At 70.3% G+C, this 24,234-nt stretch carries 22 protein-coding genes, 1 tRNA gene and 2 pseudogenes; 21 read left to right on the forward strand and 4 right to left on the reverse strand.

Features of this window, described 5'->3' with window-relative positions; translation table 11 throughout:
* Positions 1 to 35: 35 nt before the first annotated feature.
* From A0130_00425 to A0130_00450, 6 genes are all read left to right on the forward strand, one after another.
* On the forward strand, positions 36 to 860 hold the full coding sequence (locus A0130_00425) for a trehalose-phosphatase (GenBank protein ID ANF30351.1): 825 nt from the start codon (positions 36 to 38) through the stop codon (positions 858 to 860).
* 71 nt (positions 861 to 931) lie between these two features.
* Positions 932 to 2,626: a dihydroxy-acid dehydratase gene (locus A0130_00430; protein ID ANF30352.1), complete on the forward strand. Its 1,695-nt coding sequence runs from the start codon at positions 932 to 934 to the stop codon at positions 2,624 to 2,626.
* A gap of 51 nt (positions 2,627 to 2,677) precedes the next feature.
* Entirely contained in the window at positions 2,678 to 4,483 is a 1,806-nt protein-coding gene (locus A0130_00435; protein ANF30353.1) for an acetolactate synthase 1 catalytic subunit, read from the forward strand.
* A 2-nt stretch (positions 4,484 to 4,485) separates the two neighbouring features.
* Entirely contained in the window at positions 4,486 to 4,995 is a 510-nt protein-coding gene (locus A0130_00440; protein ANF30354.1) for an acetolactate synthase small subunit, read from the forward strand.
* A 34-nt stretch (positions 4,996 to 5,029) separates the two neighbouring features.
* Positions 5,030 to 6,058 (forward strand): ketol-acid reductoisomerase, encoded by a 1,029-nt coding sequence (locus A0130_00445; protein ANF30355.1) that lies wholly within the window; start codon positions 5,030 to 5,032, stop codon positions 6,056 to 6,058.
* A gap of 84 nt (positions 6,059 to 6,142) precedes the next feature.
* A complete protein-coding gene (locus tag A0130_00450; GenBank protein ID ANF30356.1) occupies positions 6,143 to 6,874 on the forward strand; it encodes a copper homeostasis protein CutC in 732 nt (243 codons plus the stop codon).
* Between the two features lie 6 nt (positions 6,875 to 6,880).
* Here A0130_00450 and A0130_00455 read toward each other — a convergent pair.
* Positions 6,881 to 7,260, reverse strand: a pseudogene (locus A0130_00455) (hypothetical protein).
* A 153-nt stretch (positions 7,261 to 7,413) separates the two neighbouring features.
* On the opposite strand from A0130_00455, the gene A0130_00460 reads away from it, so the two are divergent.
* The 3 genes from A0130_00460 to A0130_00470 all read left to right on the forward strand — a co-directional run bounded on the left by A0130_00460 (position 7,414) and on the right by A0130_00470 (position 10,744).
* Complete coding sequence (locus tag A0130_00460) at positions 7,414 to 9,006, forward strand: phosphoglycerate dehydrogenase (GenBank protein ANF30357.1); 1,593 nt, start codon at positions 7,414 to 7,416, stop codon at positions 9,004 to 9,006.
* Positions 9,007 to 9,099: 93 nt separating this feature from the next.
* Positions 9,100 to 9,465: a hypothetical protein gene (locus A0130_00465; protein ID ANF30358.1), complete on the forward strand. Its 366-nt coding sequence runs from the start codon at positions 9,100 to 9,102 to the stop codon at positions 9,463 to 9,465.
* 43 nt (positions 9,466 to 9,508) lie between these two features.
* Complete coding sequence (locus A0130_00470; GenBank protein ID ANF30359.1) at positions 9,509 to 10,744, forward strand: hypothetical protein; 1,236 nt, start codon at positions 9,509 to 9,511, stop codon at positions 10,742 to 10,744.
* Positions 10,745 to 10,846: 102 nt separating this feature from the next.
* Here the strand turns inward: A0130_00470 and A0130_00475 are convergent, their stop codons facing one another.
* Positions 10,847 to 11,416 carry a transcriptional regulator gene (locus A0130_00475; protein ID ANF33232.1) on the reverse strand — a complete coding sequence of 190 codons (570 nt, stop codon included), beginning with the start codon at positions 11,414 to 11,416 and terminating at the stop codon, positions 10,847 to 10,849.
* A 58-nt stretch (positions 11,417 to 11,474) separates the two neighbouring features.
* On the opposite strand from A0130_00475, the gene A0130_00480 reads away from it, so the two are divergent.
* The 9 genes and pseudogenes from A0130_00480 to A0130_00520 all read left to right on the forward strand — a co-directional run bounded on the left by A0130_00480 (position 11,475) and on the right by A0130_00520 (position 20,272).
* Positions 11,475 to 13,007 (forward strand): MFS transporter, encoded by a 1,533-nt coding sequence (locus tag A0130_00480; protein ID ANF30360.1) that lies wholly within the window; start codon positions 11,475 to 11,477, stop codon positions 13,005 to 13,007.
* Between the two features lie 74 nt (positions 13,008 to 13,081).
* Positions 13,082 to 14,137 (forward strand): 3-isopropylmalate dehydrogenase, encoded by a 1,056-nt coding sequence (locus A0130_00485; GenBank protein ANF30361.1) that lies wholly within the window; start codon positions 13,082 to 13,084, stop codon positions 14,135 to 14,137.
* A gap of 25 nt (positions 14,138 to 14,162) precedes the next feature.
* Positions 14,163 to 15,293, forward strand: coding sequence for a branched chain amino acid aminotransferase (locus A0130_00490; protein ANF30362.1), 1,131 nt, complete (start codon positions 14,163 to 14,165; stop codon positions 15,291 to 15,293).
* Positions 15,294 to 15,295: 2 nt separating this feature from the next.
* Positions 15,296 to 16,159: a hypothetical protein gene (locus A0130_00495; GenBank protein ANF30363.1), complete on the forward strand. Its 864-nt coding sequence runs from the start codon at positions 15,296 to 15,298 to the stop codon at positions 16,157 to 16,159.
* Positions 16,156 to 16,941 carry a 2-hydroxyhepta-2,4-diene-1,7-dioate isomerase gene (locus tag A0130_00500; protein ID ANF30364.1) on the forward strand — a complete coding sequence of 262 codons (786 nt, stop codon included), beginning with the start codon at positions 16,156 to 16,158 and terminating at the stop codon, positions 16,939 to 16,941. The genes A0130_00495 and A0130_00500 overlap by 4 nt, the downstream gene beginning before the upstream one ends.
* A 40-nt stretch (positions 16,942 to 16,981) precedes the next feature.
* Positions 16,982 to 18,498 (forward strand): annotated as a pseudogene (locus A0130_00505) (glutamate--tRNA ligase).
* A 4-nt stretch (positions 18,499 to 18,502) separates the two neighbouring features.
* Complete coding sequence (locus A0130_00510; GenBank protein ANF30365.1) at positions 18,503 to 19,444, forward strand: pyridine nucleotide-disulfide oxidoreductase; 942 nt, start codon at positions 18,503 to 18,505, stop codon at positions 19,442 to 19,444.
* 57 nt (positions 19,445 to 19,501) lie between these two features.
* Positions 19,502 to 19,573 (forward strand) — tRNA-Gln (locus A0130_00515).
* A 54-nt stretch (positions 19,574 to 19,627) separates the two neighbouring features.
* On the forward strand, positions 19,628 to 20,272 hold the full coding sequence (locus tag A0130_00520) for a GCN5 family acetyltransferase (GenBank protein ANF30366.1): 645 nt from the start codon (positions 19,628 to 19,630) through the stop codon (positions 20,270 to 20,272).
* A gap of 3 nt (positions 20,273 to 20,275) precedes the next feature.
* On the opposite strand, the gene A0130_00525 is transcribed toward A0130_00520, so the two are convergent.
* A complete protein-coding gene (locus A0130_00525; GenBank protein ANF30367.1) occupies positions 20,276 to 20,551 on the reverse strand; it encodes a hypothetical protein in 276 nt (91 codons plus the stop codon).
* Between the two features lie 89 nt (positions 20,552 to 20,640).
* Between A0130_00525 and A0130_00530 the strand changes: the two genes are divergently transcribed.
* Positions 20,641 to 22,989: a hypothetical protein gene (locus A0130_00530; GenBank protein ANF30368.1), complete on the forward strand. Its 2,349-nt coding sequence runs from the start codon at positions 20,641 to 20,643 to the stop codon at positions 22,987 to 22,989.
* Positions 22,990 to 23,010: 21 nt separating this feature from the next.
* Here the strand turns inward: A0130_00530 and A0130_00535 are convergent, their stop codons facing one another.
* Positions 23,011 to 23,388, reverse strand: a complete 378-nt coding sequence (locus tag A0130_00535) for a hypothetical protein (protein ID ANF30369.1) — start codon at positions 23,386 to 23,388, stop codon at positions 23,011 to 23,013.
* 26 nt (positions 23,389 to 23,414) lie between these two features.
* Here A0130_00535 and A0130_00540 point away from each other — a divergent pair, with 26 nt between their 5' ends.
* A complete protein-coding gene (locus A0130_00540; protein ID ANF30370.1) occupies positions 23,415 to 23,810 on the forward strand; it encodes a glyoxalase in 396 nt (131 codons plus the stop codon).
* A gap of 61 nt (positions 23,811 to 23,871) precedes the next feature.
* Positions 23,872 to 24,198: a hypothetical protein gene (locus A0130_00545; protein ID ANF30371.1), complete on the forward strand. Its 327-nt coding sequence runs from the start codon at positions 23,872 to 23,874 to the stop codon at positions 24,196 to 24,198.
* Positions 24,199 to 24,234 lie beyond the last annotated feature (36 nt).

Here is a 24,234-nt window from a genome sequence, read left to right on the forward strand (position 1 = left end):
CATCCACTGTTCGTTCCTCCCCGTCTGAAAGCCGTATGACCGACACCGCCTCGCACCTCCCGCCCGCCTCCGCCGTCGCTCTCGCCACCGCGCTGCAGAAGCTGGCGGCGACCGACCGCCTCCTGCTGGCGCTCGATTTCGACGGGACGCTCGCGCCCTTCGTCGACGTCCCGCGCGGCGCCCGGGCGCTGCCCGAGTCGAAGGCCGCCCTCGACCGGCTGGAGCACCTGCCGAACACCTGGATCGCGTACGTGTCGGGCCGTCCGCTCTCGAGCCTCGAGATCGTGACGGAGGCCGACCCGGACGCGCTGCTCATCGGCTCTCATGGGGTGGAGATCCGCTTCGGCCGCGACGGGGTGTCGCTGGATCTGTCGCCCGCGGAGAAGGAGACGCTGGAGCGCCTCGGTGACGTGCTCGGCGCCCTCGTCGACTCCACCCCCGGTGCGAAGCTCGAGACGAAGCCGGTCGGGTACGGCGTCCACTACCGGCAGGTGGAGGGCGACCGCGATCAGGAGGTCGTCGACCGGGCGCGCGAGGCGGCCGCGACCGTGAGCGACGCGCTGACCATCCGCGACGGCAAGGACATCATCGAGTTCTCGATCCGCGAGGCGCACAAGGGCGACGGGGTGGAGCGGCTGCGAGAGTACACGAAGGCGACCGCGGTGCTCTTCGCGGGCGACGACGTGACCGACGAGGACGGCTTCCGCGTTCTGGATCCGTCGCGCGGAGACGTGGGCATCAAGGTCGGGACGGGGGAGACGGCCGCGCAGTACCGGGTGGCGGACGAGCGTGCGATCGCGACGCTGCTGACGCTGCTGGCCCAGGCGCGCGAGGCGCACGTGAAGTCGTCCACAGACTGACCCCTTCGCGGGTTATCCACCGTTCTGCACACATGGTCGGAGGGGCATTCGAGACGTCCTAGAGTTGTTCCATGCCAGAAGTCGATTGGAAACCGCGTTCGCGCGTCGTCACGGACGGGATCGAAGCCACCACCAGCCGCGGGATGCTCCGCGCGGTCGGCATGGGCGATGAGGACTGGGAGAAGCCGCAGATCGGCATCGCCTCGTCCTGGAACGAGATCACGCCCTGCAACCTCTCGCTCGACCGTCTCGCGCAGGGCGCGAAAGAGGGCGTGCACGCGGGCGGCGGCTATCCGCTCCAGTTCGGCACCATCTCGGTCTCCGACGGCATCTCCATGGGCCACGAGGGCATGCACTTCTCTCTCGTGTCGCGCGAGGTCATCGCCGACTCGGTCGAGACGGTGATGATGGCCGAGCGGCTCGACGGCACCGTCCTGCTCGCCGGCTGCGACAAGTCGCTCCCCGGCATGCTCATGGCGGCCGCGCGGCTCGACCTCTCGGCGGTCTTCCTCTACGCCGGTTCCATCGCGCCGGGCTGGGTCAAGCTCTCCGACGGCACCGAGAAGGACGTCACGATCATCGACTCCTTCGAGGCGGTCGGCGCGTGCAAGGCCGGCAAGATGAGCGAAGAAGACCTCAAGCGCATCGAGTGCGCTATCGCACCGGGCGAGGGCGCCTGCGGCGGTATGTACACCGCCAACACCATGGCCTCCGTGGCCGAGGCGCTCGGCATGAGCCTCCCGGGGTCGGCCGCGCCGCCCTCGGCGGACCGCCGCCGCGACTACTACGCGCACCGCTCCGGCGAGGCCGTGGTCAACCTGCTCAAGAAGGGCATCACGGCGCGCGACATCATGACCAAGGAGGCGTTCGAGAACGCCATCGCCGTGGTCATGGCGTTCGGCGGCTCGACCAACGCGGTGCTGCACCTCCTCGCGATCGCGCACGAGGCCGAGGTCGACCTCACCATCGACGACTTCAACCGCATCGGCGACAAGGTGCCGCACATCGGCGACCTCAAGCCCTTCGGCAAGTACGTCATGAACGACGTCGACCGCCACGGCGGCGTCCCGGTCGTCATGAAGGCGCTGCTCGACGCGGGCCTGCTGCACGGCGAGTGCCTCACGGTGACCGGCAAGACGGTCGCCGAGAACCTGGCCGAGATCAACCCGCCCGCTCCGGACGGCGAGGTCATGCGATCGCTGGACAACCCGATCCACCCCACCGGCGGCATCACCATCCTCAAGGGCTCGATGGCTCCCGAGGGCGCGGTCGTCAAGACGGCCGGCTTCGACGCAGCGGTCTTCGAGGGCCCTGCGCGGGTCTTCGAGCGCGAGCGCGCCGCGATGGACGCCCTGACCGAGGGCACCATCAAGGCCGGCGACGTGGTGGTCATCCGCTACGAGGGTCCCAAGGGCGGACCGGGCATGCGCGAGATGCTCGCGATCACCGCCGCCATCAAGGGCGCAGGCCTCGGCAAGGATGTACTACTATTGACGGACGGACGATTCTCAGGCGGCACAACCGGCCTGTGCATCGGCCACATAGCACCCGAAGCGGTGGACGCTGGTCCCATCGCCTTCGTGCGCGATGGTGATCTGATACGGGTCGATATCGCGGCTCGCTCCCTCGACCTACTTGTCGACGAGTCCGAGCTGACCGCCCGCCGTGAAGGCTGGGCGCCTCTTCCTCCGCGCTATACCCGTGGCGTTCTCGCGAAGTTCTCCAAGCTCGTGCGCTCCGCAGCTGAAGGAGCCGTCACCGGCTGAGGCTGCGCGCCAGCACCGTAAACCATCTTCGTACGTAAGGGACTGATAGGCATGTCCACGGATGCAACCCCCAGCACTGTGTTGCCGTCCGCGGCGCCGGGCACGGCGTCGCCCGAGAATCTGACCGGCTCCCAGGCGGTCGTCCGCACCCTCGAGCTCCTCGGCGTCACCGACGTCTTCGGGCTGCCGGGCGGTGCCATCCTGCCGATCTACGACGCCATCATGGACTCGACAAAGATCCGGCACATCCTGGTGCGCCACGAGCAGGGCGGCGGTCACGCGGCCGAAGGCTACGCGGTCGCCTCCAACCGGGTCGGCGTCGCCATGGCGACCTCCGGACCGGGCGCCACCAACCTGGTCACCGCCGTCATGGACGCGCACATGGACTCCGTCCCCGTCGTGTTCATCACCGGCCAGGTGTTCTCCACCCTGATGGGCACGGACGCGTTCCAGGAGGCCGACATCGTGGGCATCACGATGCCGATCACCAAGCACTCCTTCCTCGTGAAGAGCGTGGAGGAGATCCCGGCGACCATCGCGGCGGCGTACCACATCGCCGGCACCGGCCGCCCGGGTCCGGTACTCGTCGACATCACCAAGGACGCGCAGCAGAACACCGCGCCGTTCGTGTGGCCGCCCAAGGTCGACCTGCCGGGCTACCGGCCGATCACCAAGGCGCACGGCAAGCAGGTGCTGGCAGCGGCCCAGCTGCTCGTCGAGGCCAAGAAGCCGGTGCTCTACGTCGGCGGCGGCGTGATCCGTGCCAAGGCGTCGCAGGAGCTCCTGGAGCTCGCCGAGGCCACCGGCGCGCCGGTCGTCACGACGCTGACGGCGCGCGGCGCCTTCCCCGACACGCACAAGCAGCACCTCGGCATGCCCGGCATGCACGGCACGGTGCCCGCGGTGCTGTCGCTGCAGGAGTCCGACCTCATCGTGTCGCTCGGCGCGCGGTTCGACGACCGCGTCACGGGCAACACCTCGCTGTTCGCGCCCAACGCGAAGGTCGTGCACGTCGACGTCGACCCGGCCGAGATCTCCAAGATCCGGATCGCCGACGTCCCCATCGTCGGCGATGCCAAGGACGTCATCGTCGATCTGACCGCGGCGTTCCAGGAGGCCTCACGGGCCCAGCAGCCCGACATCGTCGAGTGGTGGACGTACCTGAACGGGCTCCGCGAGGAGTTCCCGCTCGGCTACACGCCCACCAGCGACGGCCTCCTCGCACCGCAGTACGTCATTCAGCGGATCGGCGAACTCACCGGGCCCGAGGGCATCTACACGGCCGGCGTCGGCCAGCACCAGATGTGGGCCGCGCAGTTCATCAAGTACGAGCGCCCCAACTCGTGGCTGAACTCCGGCGGCGCGGGCACCATGGGCTACTCGGTGCCGGCGGCGATGGGCGCGAAGGTCGCCCAGCCCGACCGCACGGTGTGGGCCATCGACGGCGACGGCTGCTTCCAGATGACCAATCAGGAGCTCGCCACCTGCACGATCAACGACATCCCGATCAAGGTCGCGATCATCAACAACTCGTCGCTCGGCATGGTGCGGCAGTGGCAGACGCTGTTCTACGACGGCCGCTACTCCAACACCGACCTCAACACGGGCCACGACACCGTCCGCGTCCCCGACTTCGTGAAGCTGGCCGAGGCGTACGGCGCCCTCGGCATCCGAGTCACGAAAGAAGAAGAGGTCGACGCCGCGATCAAGCTCGCGCTCGAGACCAACGACCGTCCGGTCGTCATCGACTTCGTCGTGAGCGCCGACGCCATGGTGTGGCCGATGGTCCCGCAGGGCGTCAGCAACAGCTACGTCCAGTACGCCCGCGACCACAGCCCGTCGTTCGGAGGGGAGTGACCATGAGCACGCACGTTCTGAGCCTCCTCGTCGAGGACAAGCCCGGTCTGCTGACCCGCGTGGCGGGGCTGTTCGCCCGCCGCGGCTTCAACATCCACTCGCTCGCGGTGGGCACCAGCGAGGTCGACGGCCTCTCGCGCATCACCGTCGTGGTCGATGTGGAAGACCTTCCGCTCGAGCAGGTGACGAAGCAGCTCAACAAGCTGATCAACGTCATCAAGATCGTCGAGCTCGATCCTGCGCAGTCGGTGCAGCGCGAGCACCTGCTCATCAAGGTGCGGGTGGACAACTCCACCCGCTCGCAGGTGCTCGAGGCGGTGAACCTCTTCCGCGCCCGCGTGGTCGACGTCGCCACCGACGCGCTCGTGATCGAGGTCACCGGCGACAGTGGCAAGACCCAGGCGCTCCTCAAGGTGCTCGAGCCCTACGGGATCAAGGAGATGGCCCAGTCGGGCCTGCTCGCGATCGGCCGCGGCGGCAAGTCCATCACCGAGCGCGTTTTCAAGAACTAAGTTCGTCCGAACAAACCAGCAAGGAGAAGCCAAAGTGGCTGAGATCTACTACGACAACGACGCGGACCTCTCGATCATCCAGGGCAAGAAGGTCGCCGTCATCGGCTACGGCTCGCAGGGTCACGCGCACGCGCAGAACCTGCGCGACTCGGGCGTCGAGGTCGTCATCGGCCTCAAGGAGGGCTCGAAGTCGAAGCCGAAGGCCGAGGAGGCGGGCTTCCGCGTCCTCAGCGCCGCCGACGCCGCGGCGTGGGCCGATGTCATCGTCATCCTCGCGCCGGACCAGGTGCAGCGCCACCTGTACGCCGACGACATCCAGGGCAACCTGCAGGAGGGCAACGCGCTCGTCTTCGGGCACGGCTTCAACATCCGCTTCGGCTACATCGAGGCGCCCGAAGGCGTCGACGTGATCATGGTCGCCCCGAAGGGCCCGGGCCACACGGTCCGCCGCGAGTACGAGGCCGGCCGCGGCGTCCCCGTCATCGTCGCCGTCGAGAAGGACGCGACCGGGAACGCCTGGCCGCTCGTCCTCTCCTACGCAAAGGGCATCGGCGGCCTGCGCGCCGGCGGCATCAAGACCACCTTCACGGAGGAGACCGAGACCGACCTGTTCGGCGAGCAGGCCGTCCTCTGCGGCGGCGTTTCGCAGCTCGTCCAGTACGGCTTCGAGACCCTGACCGAGGCCGGCTACCAGCCCCAGGTCGCCTACTTCGAGGTGCTGCACGAGCTCAAGCTCATCGTCGACCTCATGTGGGAGGGCGGCATCGCCAAGCAGCGCTGGTCGGTCTCCGACACGGCCGAGTACGGCGACTATGTCTCCGGTCCGCGCGTCATCGACCCGCACGTCAAGGAGAACATGAAGGCGGTGCTGTCCGACATCCAGGACGGCACCTTCGCCAAGCGCTTCATCGCCGACCAGGACGCGGGCGCGCCCGAGTTCCTGGCGCTCCGCGCCAAGGGCGAGCAGCACCCCATCGAGGCCACCGGCCGCGAGCTGCGCAAGCTCTTCGCCTGGAACGCGTCGAACGACGACGACTACGTCGACGGCGAGGTCGCTCGCTGAGCCTGACCCTCGGGGTCACCGCGCACTAGTCTCAGGGGTGCCGTACGCGACGCGTGCGGCACCCCTTCTGCGTGAGGAGCATCCATGGGCGTCGCCGTCGAGATCGCCGTACAGGATGCCACCGGCGTGCGCATCGCCCTTGCCGAGGGCGCCGACCGCGTCGAACTCTGCACGGCGCTCGCGATGGGCGGCCTCACGCCGTCCGCCGCGCTCGTCGCGGCCGCCGTCGAGGAGGCCCGGCGGGAGCAGCGGGCCGGCTTCGTGCACGTGCTCGTCCGTCCTCGCGGCGGCGGATTCGTCTACGACGCCGCCGAGGTCGCACTGACCGTCGCGGACATCCGGTTCGCCTGCGCAGCCGGAGCGGCAGGCGTCGTCGTCGGCGCCCTGGACGAGTTCGGCACCGTCGACGGCGAGGCGATGCGCCGGTTCGTGGACGCGGCGGAAGGTGTCCCCGTGACCTTCCACCGGGCCTTCGACATCGTCACCGACCGAGCGGCGGCCCTGGAGGAACTGGTCGCGCTCGGCGTGGACCGCGTCCTGACCTCAGGAGGTGCGAGCCGCACCATCGACGGTGTGCCGGTGCTGCGGGCGCTGGCCCAGCGGGCTGCGGGGCGCATCGAGGTGATGGCCGGGGGAGGCGTGCGCACGGACGAGATCCCGGCGATCGCGTCGACCGGCGCGGATGCCGTGCACCTCTCCGCCCGCGACTCCGTCGTCGGAGCACCCAGCGGACCCGGCGGCGGGGACGCCCACTACGACATCACGGATGCAGCCACCGTCGCCGAGGCGGTCGCCGTCGCGCGCCTCGCCCGCTGAAGGTCGCTACAGCGCGCACACCACGCACAGCGCGATGAGCACCACCTGCAGGATCGCCCGCGGCACCAGCGGCGTGGCGAACACCCCGAAGCGCTCCGTCTTGCCCGCGGCGTAGGCGTTCGCCGGGAAGACCGCGACGAGGAACACGACCAGGCAGATCGCCGCCGCGACGCGCGTCGCGGGCACCAGCAGCCCGATCCGCCCGCCAGTTCGCACACGCCGGTGAACGCGACCAGGGCACGCGCCGACACCACCCGCACGGCCGGTGGGACCATCGCGGCCATCCCGCGCGCCGGTCCCGGGACGAAGTGCAGCGTCCCCATCCCGACGAACACGAGGGCGAGCGCGATGCGCACGACGAGCTGGACGATCTCGAACGGGGTCACCCGTCCATCCTCTCCCGGTCCGCCCGCCTCAGTCGCCGTAACGCGGCGAAAAGCGCGCTTGACGCCCCGCTAGAGTTAAGCCGTTCGGCGCCCCACCGACCGTGGCGCACTTCATCCCAAGCCAGCCCTCGCACCACCGTAAGGATCTGCCACGTGACAAAGCCGGTCGTCCTGATCGCCGAAGAACTCTCGCCCGCCACCGTCGATGCCCTGGGGCCCGACTTCGAGATCCGGAACGTGGACGGCACCGACCGCCCGGCGCTCCTGTCCGCCGTCGCCGACGCGGACGCCATCCTGGTGCGGTCCGCCACCAAGGTCGACGCCGAGGTCCTGGAGGCCGCGAAGCAGCTCAAGGTCGTCGCCCGTGCCGGCGTCGGGCTCGACAACGTCGACATCAAGACCGCGACGAGCGCGGGCGTCATGGTCGTCAACGCTCCGACCTCCAACATCATCTCGGCCGCCGAGCTGACGGTCGGCCACATCCTCAGCCTCGCCCGCCACATCCCGGCCGCGCACAGCGCACTCGCCCAGGGGCAGTGGAAGCGGTCCAAGTACACCGGCGTCGAGCTGTACGAGAAGACGGTCGGCATCATCGGCCTCGGCCGCATCGGCGCCCTCATCACCGCGCGCCTGCAGGCGTTCGGCACGAACGTCATCGCTTACGACCCCTACGTCACGAGCGCGCGCGCCCAGCAGCTGGGCGTGCAGTTGGTGACCCTGGACGAGCTGCTGGCGCAGGCCGACTTCGTCACCATCCACATGCCGAAGACGCCGGAGACCACCGGCATGATCTCCGACGACCAGCTCGCGCAGATGAAGGACACCGCGTTCATCGTCAACGTCGCGCGCGGCGGTCTCATCGACGAGGACGCGCTGTACCGCGCCCTCACCACCGGCACCATCGCGGGCGCCGGCCTCGACGTGTTCGTGTCGGAGCCGCCCCAGGACTCGCCGCTCCTCGCCCTCGAGAACGTCGTCGTGACGCCGCACCTCGGCGCGTCGACCGACGAGGCGCAGGAGAAGGCGGGCGTATCTGTCGCCCGCTCGGTGCGCCTGGCGCTCTCGGGCGAGCTGGTCCCGGATGCGGTCAACGTCGCGGGCGGCGTCATCGACCCGTACGTGCGGCCCGGCATCCCGCTGGTCGAGAAGCTCGGCCAGGTGTTCTCGGGACTCGCCGGCAGCCCGGTCACCAGCGTCGACGTGGAGGTGCGCGGCGAGCTCGCCGACTACGACGTCAGCGTGCTGAAGCTCGCGGCGCTGAAGGGCATCTTCACCAACATCGTCAGCGAGACCGTCTCGTACGTGAACGCGCCCCTGCTCGCCGAGCAGCGCGGCATCGAGGTGCGTCTGATCACCGACTCCGTCAGCGAGGAGTACCGCAACCTGATCACCCTGCGCGGTGCGCTGAGCGACGGGTCGCAGATCTCGGTCTCCGGCACGCTGACCGGTCCGAAGCAGATCGAGAAGATCGTCGGCATCAACGGCTACGACGTCGAGGTCCCGATCGCCGAGCACCTGGTCGTCATGGTCTACGACGACCGCCCCGGCATCGTCGCGGTCTACGGCCGCGAGTTCGGCGACTCCGCGATCAACATCGCGGGCATGCAGATCGCCCGCACCTCCGCCGGCGGCAAGGCGCTCAGCGTCCTGACCGTCGACTCGCGCGTGCCCGACGGGCTGCTCGAGAAGGTGCGCCTCGCGATCGACGCCGACCTGATGCAGGAGATCGACATCACCGAGTCCTGACCCGGGGAGGAAGATTTCTCTTCCGCGCTGTCGATTCGGGCGCTTGACTTGCGTCGTAGGGGTGTCGATATCCCTACGATCCGAGGAGACACCATGTCCGACGAGTACGTTCTGCTCATCCGCGAGCCGAACTGGAGCCCCGAGACGATGACGGCCGACCAGTGGCAGGCCGGCATGGCCGGTCACAAGGCGTTCCAGGACGCCGTGGCGGCCGCGGGAGAGCGCATCGTCGCCAGCAACGCCCTGCAGGAGGCCGGGCAGGCCACCCGTATCACGCCCGGCGTCGACGGCACGCCGGTCTTCACCAGCGGCCCGTTCGGCGAGACCAGCGAGGCGATCACGGGGTTCTACAGCTTCACCGCCTCCAGCCCGGAGCAGGCCCGCGAGCTCGCGGCGCTGTGCCCGACGCAGGGTTCGATCGAGCTGTACCCGGTGCTGGTGCTGGATGCGGTGCGCTGAGTGACGGTGACGCCGTGACGGCCGTCGCGGTGACGGCGGCCCGGTGACGGCCGACCCGGACGTCGGTCGCGCGGCGCTCGTGCGGGCGTGGCGCGACGAGTCGCCGCGCATCCTGGGCGCGGTCGCGCGCGCCACGGGCGACCTCCTGCTCGCCGAGGACGCGGTGCAGGAGGCGCTCGCGCGCGCCGTCGCCGAGGCGGACCGCGGGCGCGCGCCCGCGAATCCCGCGGCCTGGGTGACCACGGTCGCCCGCCGCGTCGCGCTGGACGCGCTGCGGCGCGAGCAGACGGCAGCGCGCGCCGCACCCGCTCTCGCGGCGGAGGTCGAGCGTGCGGCGGCCGCATCCGCGACGATCGAGGAGGATTCCGTGTTCACCGGGGACGAGCGGTTGGAGCTCATCCTCGTCGTCGCGCATCCCGAGCTCCAACCGGAGGCGCGGGTCGAGCTGGCGCTCCGCTTCGTCTGCGGTGTGCCGACGGCCCGCATCGCCGACGTGTTCCTCGTGCCAGAGCCGACGATGGCGGCACGGCTCACCCGCGCCAAGAAGCGCATCCACGACGCCCGGTTGCGGTTCACGCTGGACGATCCGAAGGCGGTGGCCGCCCGGATGCCGGACGCGCTCACCACCATCTACCTGCTGTACACGGTCGGCCATCACACGGTGGACGCGGCCCTGCGCCGGGACGCGATCGAGCTCGCCCGCGACGCCCACCGCGTCTTCGGCGAGGCTGAGAGCGCCGGACTGCTGGCGCTCCTGCTGCTGACCGAGGCACGTCAGTCCACCCGGCTGACGGACGGGGATGAGTTCGCCACCCTCCGCGAGGCGGACAGGCGGCGCTGGGATGCGGCGCTGATGGCCGAGGGCGAGGCGCTCGCGACGATCGCGCTGCCGGGAGGCGGACGGTACGCGCTGCAGGCGGGCATCGCCGGGGTTCACGCGATCGCGCCGACGTGGGACGCGACCGACTGGCCTGCGATCGTCCGGCTGTACGACGGCTTGGTGCGACTGTGGCCCAGCCCGTCCGCTCGGCTGGGGAGGATCGTCGCGCTCGGGCACAGCCCGGATGCGGGGCCCGAGGTGGCGCTGGCGGCGCTGGACGCTGATCCCACGCTCTCGGAGGGCGTGCTGGCGACCGAGGCGCACGCCGCCCGCGCCGACCTGCTGCGGCTGGTCGGCCGCGAAGAGGAGGCGGCGGAGGCCTACCGCGCGGCCATCCATTCCGCCCGCGACGACCGCACGGCGCGATCACTCGAACGTCTGCTGGCCGAGGCCGGCTGAGGCTCCCGACGATTCGTCACGAATGACCGCCATTCGTCACGAATGATCGCCATTCGTCACGATTGACGGCCATCCGTGACGAATGACGCGCCGTGTTTGCCGCTAACGCGGGGACGCGATGTCGCGCACGAGCCTGATCAGCTGGTCCACATCCGTCTCGTCGCGCAGCACGGTGTTCGCCGCCGGCAGCAGCGCCGCGTTGTAATACATGCCGTCGCCGATCAGCATGACCATCCGGGCGGCCAGCGGATCGCCGACCGCGTCCTCCAGCGCGGCCAGCCACACGCGCTGCGCGTCTGCGAGGGCGTCGCGGGCGCGGGGGTCCGCGGCCTGGGCGAGCCGCGCCACCGCGACCACCGCGCGCTCGAACCGGGAGTCGGTGGGGATGGAGGTGCGCAGGAAGTAATCGACCGGTCCGGCCTCGTCGGCGCGCATCCGCTCGACGTCATCGGCCACGAGGCCGGCGAAGCGGTCGAGCACCCCGCCGACCAGCGCCTCCTTCGAGGCGAAGTGGTACAGCAGCCCGCCCTTCGAGACGCCCGCGCGGGCGGCGACGGCGTCGAGCGTCGCGGCCCGCTCACTCTGCTCCGCCAGCAGCTCCTCGAACGCGTCGAGTACACGATCGCGCGCGCTGCGGGTGGAGGCGGGGGGAGTGGAGGGGTCGGTCGGCATGTCCACATGCTAGCCGGGTGCCGTTGCCACTGTACCGTCCAGACGGTACAGTAGTCGCATGTCCACCACCGCCAGCACCCGCCTGCCCGTCGCCGTCCCGCCCCGGTCCGGCGGTCGCGCCTGGGCGGCGCTGGCGGTGCTCATGCTGCCGACGCTGCTGGTCTCGGTCGACAACACCGTGCTGAGCTTCGCGCTGCCATCGATCTCCGAGGCGCTCGAGCCGAGCGCGACCGGGATGCTTTGGATCGTCGACGTCTACCCGCTCGTCCTCGCCGGCCTGCTCGTCGCGATGGGGAGCCTCGGCGACCGGATCGGCCGCCGCCGCCTCCTGCTCATCGGCGCGACCGGCTTCGCCGCCGTGTCGGCACTGGCCGCCTTCGCGCCGAGCGCCGAACTGCTGATCGGCGCCCGCGCGCTCCTCGGCGTGTTCGGCGCCATGCTCATGCCGTCGACGCTGTCGCTGCTCCGCAGTGTCTTCGTCGACCGCGAGCAGCGGCGGCTCGCCGTCGCCATCTGGGCTGCCGGTTTCGCGGCGGGTTCCGCGCTGGGGCCGATCGTCGGCGGCGTGCTGCTGGAGCACTTCTGGTGGGGATCCGTCTTCCTGCTCGCGGTGCCCGTCCTCATCCCGCTGCTGGTGCTCGCCCCGCTGCTCGTTCGCGAGTCCCGCGACCCGGAGCCGGGTCCGGTGGATGCGCCGGGTATCGTGCTCTCCCTGCTCACCATGGCGCCGGTGGTCTACGGCATCAAGACGCTCGCCGTGGACGGGTTCTCCCTCGTCGCGGTGCTCGCCATCCTGATCGGCGTCGCGTCGGGCGCGCTGTTCGTGCGCCGCCAGCTGCGGCGTCCGATCCCAATGCTCGACATGCGTCTCTTCACGCGTCCCGCCTTCAGCGGCGCGGTCATCGTCAACCTCCTGAGCGTCGTGTCGCTCGTCGGCTTCCTGTTCTTCGTCTCGCAGCACCTGCAGCTCGTGATCGGGCTGACGCCGCTGCAGTCGGGCCTGGTGCTGCTGCCGGGGCTGTTGACGATGATCGTCGCGGGTCTCGTCGTGGTGCCGATCGCCCGGCGCATCCGTCCGGGCGTGGTGATCGCGGGCGGCCTGACCCTGTCGGCGGCGGGGTACCTGCTCGTCGCGCTGACCGGAGGCGGAGCCCCGTGGAGCGTGCTGCTCGCGTCCTTCGTGCTGCTCGGCGCGGGCATCGGCGCGGCCGAGACGGTGTCGAACGAGCTCGTGATCTCGACCGCGCCCGCGGCGAAGGCGGGCGCCGCCTCCGCCGTGTCGGAGACGGCGTACGAGCTGGGCGCGGTGCTCGGCACGGCGATCCTCGGGACGCTGATCACCGCCTCCTACCGCGCAGCGCTCGTCGTGCCGGCCGGTCTGACGTCCGCGCAGGCGGAGGCGGCAGGGGAGACGCTCGGCGGGGCCGTGACCGTTGCGAAGGGGCTGCCCGCGACGCTCGGGGACCAGCTGCTCGCGTCTGCGCGCACGGCCTTCGACAGCGGCGTCGGCCTCACCGCGATCATCGGCGTCGGGCTCGTGGCGACGGCCGCGGTGGTCGCGCTGGTCACCCTGCGCCGCGTGCGCTCCTGAGCCGAAGTCCCGGCGGGCGTGCGGCGATAGAGTAGCGGGACCGGATCCGCCCATCGAACCAGCGCAGGAGTGCCATGTCCCGTTCCGTCAAGCTCGCCGTCATCCCGGGTGACGGGATCGGTCCGGAGGTCATCGCCGAGGCGGTGAAGGTGCTGGATGCGGTCACCGCCGGCAGCGACCTGACGTTCGAGAAGACGCACTTCTCGCTCGGCGCCGACCGCTACCTCGCGACGGGCGACGTGCTCACGGACGACGACCTGGCGGCCATCTCCGCCCACGACGCGATCCTGCTCGGGGCGGTCGGGGGGAAGCCCGGCGACCCGCGACTGGCCGGAGCCAACATCGAGCGCGGCCTGCTCTTGAAGCTGCGCTTCTCGCTGGACCACTACGTCAACCTGCGCCCGACCACGCTCTTCCCGGGGATCGCGAGCCCGCTCGCCGACCCGGGGGAGGTCGACTTCGTCGTCGTCCGCGAGGGCACGGAGGGTCCGTACGTCGGCAACGGCGGAGCGATCCGCCAGGGCACGCCGCATGAGGTGGCCAACGAGGTCTCCGTCAACACTGCGTACGGGGTCGAGCGCGTCGTCCGTTACGCCTTCGACCAGGCGGAGCAGCGCCGCAAGAAGCTGACGCTCGTGCACAAGACGAACGTCCTGACCTTCGCCGGTTCGCTGTGGAAGCGGATCGTGGACGCGGTGGCCGCCGAGCATCCCGACGTCGCGGTCGACTACCTCCACGTGGATGCGGCGACCATCTTCCTCGTCACGGATCCTGCTAGATTCGATGTGATCGTCACGGACAACCTCTTCGGCGACATCCTCACCGACCTCGCGGCCGCGATCAGCGGCGGCATCGGGCTGGCGGCCTCGGGCAACATCAACCCGGCCGGGGCCTTCCCGAGCATGTTCGAACCGGTTCACGGATCGGCCCCCGACATCGCCGGCCAGCAGAAGGCCGACCCCACCGCCGCGATCCTCTCCACGGCGCTCCTGCTCCGCCACCTGGGCGAGCCCGAGCTCGCCGGGCGGATCGAGTCCGCGGTGACCGCCGACCTCGCCGCCCGCACGGGCGCTGTGCGAACGACCGCCGAGATCGGCGACGCGATCGCCGCCCGCGTGGCGCAGAATTGAATCACCCGTCGCATAAAGGACTGTCATGACCTCGACCAGCATCTCCCTCACCAACGGACCCACCGAGACCTCGGGCCTGCTCTGGAACGTCAGCCGCAACGAGGCCGCCCGCGAGGCGGCGGAGCGCGCCGAGATCCTCGCGAACCCGGGCTTCGGCAACTACTTCACCGACCACATGGTCGACATCTGCTGGTCGGCGAAGGGCGGCTGGCACCGCCCGCGCGTCTCGCCGTACGGCCCGATCTCGCTGGAGCCGTCGGCCGCGGTGTTCCACTACGCGCAGGAGATCTTCGAGGGCCTCAAGGCGTACCGCCACGAGGACGGCTCGATCCAGACGTTCCGCCCGGAGGCGAACGCCGCCCGTATGCAGCGCTCGGCCTACCGCCTGGCCCTGCCGGAGCTCCCGGTGGAGCACTTCCTCGACTCGCTCAAGCAGCTCGTCGCGGTGGACGGCGACTGGGTGCCGGACGCGCCGGAGACCAGCCTCTACCTGCGCCCGTTCATGTTCGCCAAGGAGGCGTTCCTCGGCGTCCGCCCGGCCAACAAGGTGGCCTACTACCTGATCGCGAGCCCCGCGGGCGCGTACTTCCCGAGCGGCGTGGCCCCCGTGTCCATCTGGCTGTCGGACCGCTGGTCCCGTGCGGGCAAGGGCGGTACGGGCGCGGCGAAGACCGGCGGCAACTACGCCTCCAGCCTCCTGCCGCAGGCCGAGGCCTACGAGCACGGCTGCGCGCAGGTGCTGTTCCTCGACTCGGTCGAGGGCAAGTACCTCGAGGAGCTGGGCGGCATGAACGTGGTGCTCGTCTACAAGGACGGCACGCTGGTCACCCCCGAGTCCGACAGCATCCTGGAGGGCATCACCCTCGACTCGGTGCTGCAGCTCGCCCGAGACCGCGGCCACAAGGTGGAGCGCCGCAAGGTGACGATCGACGAGTGGCGCGACGGCGTCGAGTCCGGCGACATCGTCGAGGTCTTCGCCTGCGGCACGGCTGCGGTGATCACCCCGATCGGCGAGCTCAAGTCGGACACCTTCACCGTCGGCGACATCACCGCCCCTCCCGGCGAGCTGACCATGTCCCTGCGCCAGGAGCTGACCGACATCCAGTACGGCCGCGAGCGCGACCGCCACAACTGGATGTACCGCCTGGACGCGTAAGCGTGGTGTTCGCGGTCGTCGGTCCGGGCGCGGTCGGCGGGCTGTTCGCGTGGCTGCTGCAGCGGTCGGGCGAGGAGGTCGTCGCGGTCGGCCGCCCGGCGACGGTGGACGCCATCCGGCGCGACGGCATCGAGATGCGGAGCGCGACATTCGGCGACGGGGTCCAGCGCGTGCGCGCCGAGACTGAGGTGCCGGACGGCGCGAGCGTGATCCTGGCGACGAAGGCCTACGGGCTGGACGATGTGCTCCCGGGCATCGTCTCCGCCCGCCCGGCCGAGGTGATCTCGTTCCTCAACGGCGTCGAGCACATGGCGCCGCTGCGTGCCGCGCTGCCCGGTGTGCCCGTCGCGGGTGGGTCGGTCGCGGTATCGGCGCTGCGCGCCTCCCCGACGGTGATCGATCACCGCAGCCCGTTCGTCCGCATCGAGGCGCCGGAGGCCGCCGCTGCCTTCGCGTCCGTGCGGGCGCTGACGGACGCCGGGCCGAGCGTGCGGGTCGGCGGCACCGAGGCCGAGGTGCTGTGGGCGAAGTTCCGCCTGCTCGCGTCGCTTGCGCTGCTGACGTCGTACTGGCGGCAACCGGCCGGCGCGGCGCTCGGCGAGGACCCGGAGCTGACAGAGGCCGTCGTGTCGGAGGTCGTGGCGTGCTCCGCGGCCGAGGGCGTCCCGGCCTCCGAACTCGACCTGGTGCGCGCACTGCGGAGCGTCCCGGGCGGGATGCGCACCTCCCTCCAGGAGGACCTCGCGGCCGGCGCCCCGAGCGAGCTGGATGCGCTCGGCGGCGCGCTGGTCCGGATCGGCGAGCGGCACGGGATCCCGACGCCGGCGATCGACCGGATCGTGACGGCGTTAGGCTCGACTCCGTGAAGATCGCACGTTTCAGCCACACCCGCGACGGCTCGACCACCCCCGCCATCGACTACGGCATCGTCGACGAGGACGCGCTCGTGGTCCTCGCCGGCGACCCGATGTTCGTCGGCTTCGAGACTACCGGGGAGCGCATCCCGCTCGGCAGGGTCGGCTCGCTCCTCGCGCCGGTCATCCCGCGGTCGAAGGTCGTGGCGGTCGGTAAGAACTACCGCGATCACGCCGCCGAGATGGGCGGCGAGGCGCCGGGGGAGCCGCTGCTGTTCCTCAAACCCAACACGGCGGTCATCGGGCTCGGCGACGCTATCATCCAGCCGCCGCAGTCCGAGCGCGTGGACTACGAGGGCGAGCTCGCGGTCGTCATCGGGAAGATCGCGCGCAACGTGAGCGCCGAGGACGCGGCCGATCACATCTTCGGCTACACCGTCGCCAATGACGTCACAGCTCGCGACCTGCAGGAGATGGACGGCCAGTGGACGCGCGCCAAGGGCTTCGACACCTTCTGCCCGCTCGGGCCCGTCATCGAGACCGAGCTGGCTCCGGATGCCGTGCTGCGCACCCGGCTGAACGGCGAGCTCAAGCAGGAGGCGCCGATCTCGGACATGGTCCACGACATCCCGTCGATCATCGCGTACGCGTCGAGCGTGTTCACGCTGCTGCCCGGTGACGTCATCCTCACCGGCACGCCGGCGGGGATCGGGCCGATGAAGCCCGGCGACACCGTCGAGGTCGAGGTGGACGGCGTCGGGTCGCTCGTCAACCCGGTCCGCGCTCCGAAGTAGGCGCCACCGGACCGGGCCTCCCCGGTAGGATCGAAGACGTATGTCTGACTCGATCGCTCACCCCTTCTCCGAGGCCACCGGCGCCGATGTGCGCGTGCGCTTCTGCCCGTCGCCGACCGGGACGCCGCACGTCGGCCTCATCCGCACCGCGCTGTTCAACTGGGCGTACGCCCGGCACACCGGCGGCAAGCTGATCTTCCGCATCGAGGACACCGACGCGGCGCGCGACAGCGAGGAGAGCTACCAGCTGATCCTGGAGGCACTCCGCTGGCTGCGCCTCGACTGGGACGAGGGCATCGACGTCGGCGGTCCCGACGGCCCGTACCGTCAGTCGCAGCGCTACGACATCTACCGCGAGCTCATCGAGCGGCTGAAGGAGTCGGGCCACATCTACGAGAGCTTCGCCACCGCGGAGGAGATCGAGGCACGTAACATCTCGCTCGGCCGCGACCCGAAGCTCGGCTACGACAACTTCGAGCGCGACCTCAGCGACGAGCAGAAGGCGGCGTACCGTGCCGAGGGCCGCGAGCCGGCGCTGCGCCTGCGCGTGCCGGACGACGACCTCAGCTTCGACGACCTCGTGCGCGGCGAGATCACCTTCAAGGCGGGCTCGTTCAGCGACTTCGTCGTCGTGCGTCCCAACGGCCACCCGCTCTACACGTTCGTGAACCCGGTGGACGACGCCCTCATGGGCATCACGCACGTGCTCCGCGGCGAGGACCTGCTGTCCTCCACCCCGCGCCAGATCGCGCTGTACCACGCGCTCATCGACGCCGGAGTGACCACCTTCGTCCCGCGCTTCGGGCACCTCCCGTACGTCATGGGCGAGGGCAACAAGAAGCTCTCCAAGCGCGACCCCGAGTCGAACCTCTTCCACCACCGCGACCGGGGCTTCATCCCCGAGGGTCTGGTGAACTACCTGGCGCTGCTCGGCTGGTCGCTCACGCACGACCGTGACGTGTTCTCGCTGTCCGAGATGGTCGCCGCCTTCGACGTGAAGGACGTGAACCCCAACCCGGCCCGCTTCGACCTCAAGAAGGCCGAGTCGATCAACGGCGACCACATCCGCCTGCTGGATGTCGCCGACTTCACCGAGCGCACCATCCCGTACCTGGCGGCTGCCGGCATCGTGGAGGAGCCGCTGACCCCGCGCAGCACGAGGTGCTCGCGCAGGCCGCGCCGCTGGTGCAGGAGCGCGTGCAGCTCCTCGGCGAGACGCCGGGGATGCTGGGCTTCCTGTTCACGGATGCCGCATCGCTCACGATCGAGGACGACGCCCGCGCCTCGCTGCCCGACAACGCCGGCGAGGTGCTCGCCGCATCCCTCGGCGCCCTCGAGCTGGTCCCCGAGGCCGAGTGGACGCACGACGCGATCGAGGCCGCGCTGCGCGATGCGCTGGTGGAGGGGCTGGGGCTCAAGCCGCGCGTGGCGTTCGGTCCGCTCCGTGTCGCGATCTCCGGACGCCGGGTGTCGCCTCCGCTGTTCGAGTCGATGCAGATCCTCGGCAAGGCCGAGACCATCGCCCGCCTCGACCGGCTCTCGGCGGCGCTGGGGTAGCGGCGTGAGCGGGGAGTCCTACGAGGTCGTCGTCATCGGCGGGGGACCGGCCGGGCTGTCGGCCGCCCTCAACCTCGCCCGAGCGCGTCGGCGGGTGCTGGTCGTGGACGGCAACCGGCCCCGGCACGCGGCGACCCTGCGGGCGCACGGCTTCGTCACGCGCGACGGCATCTCGCCGCTGGACCTGCGCCGTCTCGGCCGCGAGGAGGTCGACGCGTACGAAGACGCGTCGGTCGTGTTCGCGCAGGTCGGCGCCGTGGAGCTGGAGGGCGACGGCTTCCGCGTCACCGGACACGGGGTGCGTGGCGGCGCCGATGTGGACGTCCGCGCCGACGCCGTGGTGGTCGCGACCGGCGTCTCGGAGACGATGCCGGCCATCCCGAGCCTCCGCGCCTACTACGGCACCCAGCTGCACAGCTGCGTCGAGTGCGACGGCTACGAGACCGCGGGTCAGCCGCTCGCGTTGATCGGCGAGACGTCCGACCTCGCCGAGCGCGCCCTGCTGCTTACCCAGTGGACGGACGACCTGATCGTCTTCACGAACGCCGCCGAGGTCGTCGACGCGGAGGAGGAGCGGATGCTCGCGCAGCTCGGCGTGGCGGTCGAGCGCCGCCCGATCGACGACGTCGTGGGGGAGAAGGGCGTCCTGACGGGGGTGCGTCTGGTGGACGGCACGGTGATCGAGCGCGCGCGGGGCTTCCTGCGCCCGGTGTGGTCGCCGCAGCTCGCATTCGCGGACGCGCTGGACCTCGACCGCGACTCTGAGGGCTACCTCGTCACGGACGCGCAGGGCCGCACCTCCGTCCCCGGCGTGTACGCGGCGGGGGAGACGACGGCTCCGGGGCCCCAGCAGTTGATCGTCGCCGCCGGCTCCGGCGCGGTGGTCGCGGCCGCTGTCAACCGCGACCTCATCGGACTGTCGCTGGACGGCGCCGCCGTTTTGTAGTCCGGCCCGCGCGTAGGATAGAGTTGTTTCTCGTGCCCGGGCCGCGGTTCGGAGCAGTGGGGTATGGTGTAATTGGCAACACGGCTGATTCTGGTTCAGTTGTTCTTGGTTCGAGTCCAGGTACCCCAGCAGTGAAAGAGCCCCGGTTTTTCGGGGCTTTTTTGTTTCCGGCAGACTGGCTGGATGCATCTCGCTGACGCCTTCCCTCCCTTCGGCCTGCGCATCGAGGCGGGCCCGCTCGTGCTGCGGCCGATCACCGACGACGTTCTGCCCGCACTCACCCGGGTGGCGCTCGGCGGCGTCCATGATCCAGCGGATATGCCGTTCTACTACCCGTGGACGGACGCCCCGGCCGACCGGCTCCCTCTCGAGTTCGCCCAATACCACTGGCGCACGCGTGCCGGCTGGTCGCGCGAGGCGTGGACGCTCGAGTTCGCCGTCGAATACGACGGCGAGATCGTCGGTATTCAAGGCATCGGGACCCGCGACTACCTCGTCACGCGCACCGGCGAGACCGGCTCCTGGCTGGGGCTGGTGCACCACGGGCGCGGAATCGGGACCAGGATGCGTCAGGCCATCTGCGCTTTCGTCTTCGACGAGCTGGACGCGGAAGAGATCACCTCCGGCGCCTTCACCGACAATCCCGCGTCTCTCGGAGTCAGCAGAAAGGTCGGCTTCCGGCCGGACGGTACCGCCCGGCTCGCTCGACGCGGGGCTCCCGCGGTGAACCAGCGGCTCGTCCTCACCCGCGACGCCTTTGTGCGCGGCGAGCCGATCGCGGTCACGGGAGCCGAGGCGTTCCGCCGGTTCATCGGGACCGAGCGGTAGCAATCAGTCCTGGGCGCTCTGCCGCCTCCAGGTGCCGCCGAACTCCTGATCATGCAGCTTCCGCAGCGTGTGTGCCAGGTGGTCCACTTTGTCGGCCGCTTGCTGCATCTCGTGGAAGTCGTTGCCGTGTTCTCGCGGTGCCGTCTTCTCCTCGCCGCGCTTGCGGACGATGCTGAGCTCTTCTCGCACATACTCCGCGAGTTCGGTGAGGGTCTGCTCCAAGGTCATGTCGTCCTCCTGTTCGACGGTCTGCGCGCAGCCTATGGTGGCCCCCCTCATTGGGGTAGACGTATTACGTGCGAAATGGTCTTGACTGAGCGGGATGCTCGCGCCACCAGAAGCGAGCCCTTCCCGAAAGTGAGCCGCCGTTGCGTGATCGCGCCGCCTCCGTCCCCATACTCGAAACATCCGGAACGGCGCCGACACGGCGCCGGCGTCGCGCCGTCGCAGCGGCGACCGTCGCCGTCCTGACGGCCGCCGGGATCGCCGCCGTCGGTGCCGCGCCCGCATCGGCGAACCCGGACCGCGGTGACTGGATGGACGGCCTGCAGAGCACCGTCGGCACCCTCACCGACGTGGCCATCGACTCGTACACCGCTCAGGTCTTCGCCGGGGTGTCGGGCCAGGTGAAGATCGTGGACGAGTTCTCCGGCGACGTGCTCGGGACCGTGCCGCTCACCGGAGCGACGAATCCCATCCTCGCTGCCGACGCCACCAAGTCGCTCCTGTGGGCGCTCGATGCGGGACAGCACACGCTCTACCGGATCGACGAGCGCACGAACACGGTCACGGGCACCGCCACGATCGCCGGTGACGTGCGTGATCTGGCCGTGGATCACTCCACCGGAACCGTCTTCGTGGCCACCGGAAGCACCGGGACGGTGGTCCCCGTCACCGAGGCGACGCTGGCCGTCGGAACGGCGATCACGGTAGGCGGGACGGTTGCCAAGGTCGGCGTCGACGCCTCGGCCGGAACCCTCTACGCGGTCGACAACGGCGGCCAGTCCGTCGCGATCATCGACGAGGCCTCGGGCATTGTCACCGCCTCGCTTCCGCTTCCGACGGCGTCCGCGTCCACCATCACGGTCGATGCGGCGCATCACAAGGCCTACATCGGATTCGCGTCCAACGCCACGCTGTCCGTCGTCGACGGGGTGGCGCACACGGCCACTCAGCTGGTCGTCCCGGCGTTCTACGGCGGAGGGATCCAGGCGCTGGGCATCGACCCGTCCACCCAGACCATCTTCGGCTTCAACGACCGCCAGCTGTTCCGCATCGACACCGACACGGCCGGCGTGGCCACGGTCTTCTTCGGCAACCCGGTCGTCACGACGCCGCACGTGGTAGCCGACGTGTTCAGCAACATGATCGTCTACGGCGCCGGCGACACGATCCACGGGAACTGGGAGCCGATCTCGTTCCTGGGCAGCGCGTCCGGAGTGGTTCCCGCCGGGACGGCCTTCTCCAAGGCGATCACCGCCTGGTCCTGGTCGGGCGCGCCGTTGAACTTCGCTGTGACCAAGGGCGCCCTGCCGACCGGCCTCGCCATCAGCGGCGACACCATCTCCGGCACGGCGACGACGCCCGGCAGCTACACGTTCGACCTCAAGGCGACCGACACCGAGTACGGCGACTCCGTCACGCAGACCTATACGCTGCGCGTCGTGACCCTCGACCGCACCTCCGGCAGCGACCGCTTCGACACCTCTGTCGCCGTCTCGAAGGCCGCCTACCCGGACGTCTCGGCGGTCGGCACGGTCTACGTCGCGAACGGCATCTCGTTCCCCGACGCGCTCTCGGGCGGCCCGGCAGCCGCGGCGGACTCCGGCCCGCTGCTCCTCACGGCGCCGACCTACCTGCCGGCGTCGGTCTCCGCGGAGATCACCCGTCTGCACCCGGCGCACATCGTCGTCGTGGGCGGCCCTGCGGTCGTCGGCGCTGCGGTGTTCGACGCGCTCACGGGTCTCTCGCCCGACGTCCAGCGCGTCTACGGCAGCGACCGGTTCGGCACGTCGCAGGAGGTCATCAAGCACTCCTTCGCGACCGCGCCGACCGTCTACGTGTCGACGGGGCTCAACTTCCCCGACTCGCTGAGCGCGGGCGGCGCGGCGGGCAGCCTGCACGCCCCGCTGCTCCTGGTCAACGGCAACACCACCTCCGTGGATGCGCCCACCGCCGCACTGCTGCAGTCGCTCGGGACGAACAAGATCGTGATCATCGGCGGGTCGGCCGTGATGTCGCCCGCGCTGGTCCAGGACTTCTCGCGCTTCGGGACCGTCGTGCACCTGGCGGGCTCCGACCGGTTCGACTCGTCGCAGCAGATCGTCGAGTCGGCGTTCAGCACAAGCAACCGGGTGATCCTGGCCAGCGGCCTGAACTTCCCGGACGCGCTGGGCGCCTCCGCCTGGTCGGGGAAGAGCTCGTCGCCGCTGTTCATCACGCTCCCGTACTGCGTCCCGCAGCGCACGCTGGACGACGCGTACTTCCTCGGCGCGACGAAGATCACGCTGGTCGGCGGGGCGACCGTCCTCAACGGGAACGTCGCGGGGCTGCAGAGCTGCGACGACCTCTTCTCGGTGATCGCCCCGGCCTACCCGGCTCTCGCGCCGGTGACGGGCAAGAAGGTGACGGCCTTCGGCAGCGGGTCGGCCTCGTCCGGGCAGCCGGTCGCCCCGCTCCTGCGGGTGAACCAGCAGGAGCGCCCGACCGGCCACTGAACGGGGGATGCGCCGGCGGGATCACCCCGCCGGCGCGTCCTCCGCAGCCTCCTCGGCCTCCTCGCCGTGCTGGACGATGTCGCCGTCCTGGAACAGGATGCCTTTCGCGGTCTCCCGCCACTGCGGCTTCGCGCGCAGCAGGTACTCGAGCTCCATGCTGAAGTGCTTGTACTCCTCGGCGAGCGAGTCGAGCATGATCGCCTTCGCGACCTCGTCCTTCTCGACGGCGATGCGCTGCTCGTACCAGCCGATCGCCTCCGCTTCCTCGGACAGGCTCGCGCACATGCGGGCGAACGTCCGCGTCTCCTCGCCGAGCTCGTTCGGCGGCTCGTGATACTGGTCGGTGGACACCGGCTCTCCCTTCGTCGGAACGGCATTCGATATCCGGTCTACCCGCATCCGGTCCGGCGCGGGAGGATACCGGCATGACGGACAGCGACGGAGCCGGCATCGTCGGCGTCAACACCATCGGCATCCCGGTCGCGGACCAGGACCGTGCGCTCGCTTTCTACCGCGACGTGCTCGGCTTCGGTGTGCTCGTGGATGCGCCCCTTCCGCAGCTCGGCGCCCGCTGGATCATGCTGGCGCCGCCCGGCTCGCCGGTGTCGGTCTCGCTGGTCAGCGCGACAGACAGCGCTCCCGCGGGGGTGGAGACGGGGATCCGGTTCGAGACGCTCGACGCCGAGCGGACGCACGCGACGCTCCGGGAGCGGAGGGCGGATGTCGGAGAGCTGCTGCGCTGGCCCGGAGTGCCGCCGATGTTCGCCGCCTCCGATCCCGACGGCAACCGCTTCGAGGTGGTCGAGCGGCCACAAAGCTGACGGAATCGGCCCCGATCCCGCTAGGGTGAGCGCAAGGGGGTGGTCGCCGATGAGCGCACTGATGGAGGGACTGCAGCGAGAGGAGCGCCGACGCCGGCGCGTCGCACTGTTGGTGGTGCTGAGCTGCGTGGCCGGCCTGGGGGTGTGGCTGACGGCTCCGTTCGGGATCGTGCTGCTGACGCGGGGCGAGGTCGCGGGTTGGCTGCTCGTGGCCGCCGGTGCTGTGCTGCTCGCGGTGACCGTCCTCAGCCTCATCGCGGCGCGACGTTCCCACCGGCCGTCGGAGAGGGTCCAGGGCAAGCCGAACCCGCGCTTCGACGAACCGGAGCCGTCCCCGGACCCGCGCGGCGGGTTCAGCATGTCGGGCTCCTATCTGGGGTCGCATTAACAATCCGAAACAGCCGGCGGCCCGCTCGATAGGGTG

The organism is Leifsonia xyli (assembly GCA_001647635.1).
Lineage (GTDB): Bacteria > Actinomycetota > Actinomycetes > Actinomycetales > Microbacteriaceae > Leifsonia > Leifsonia xyli_A.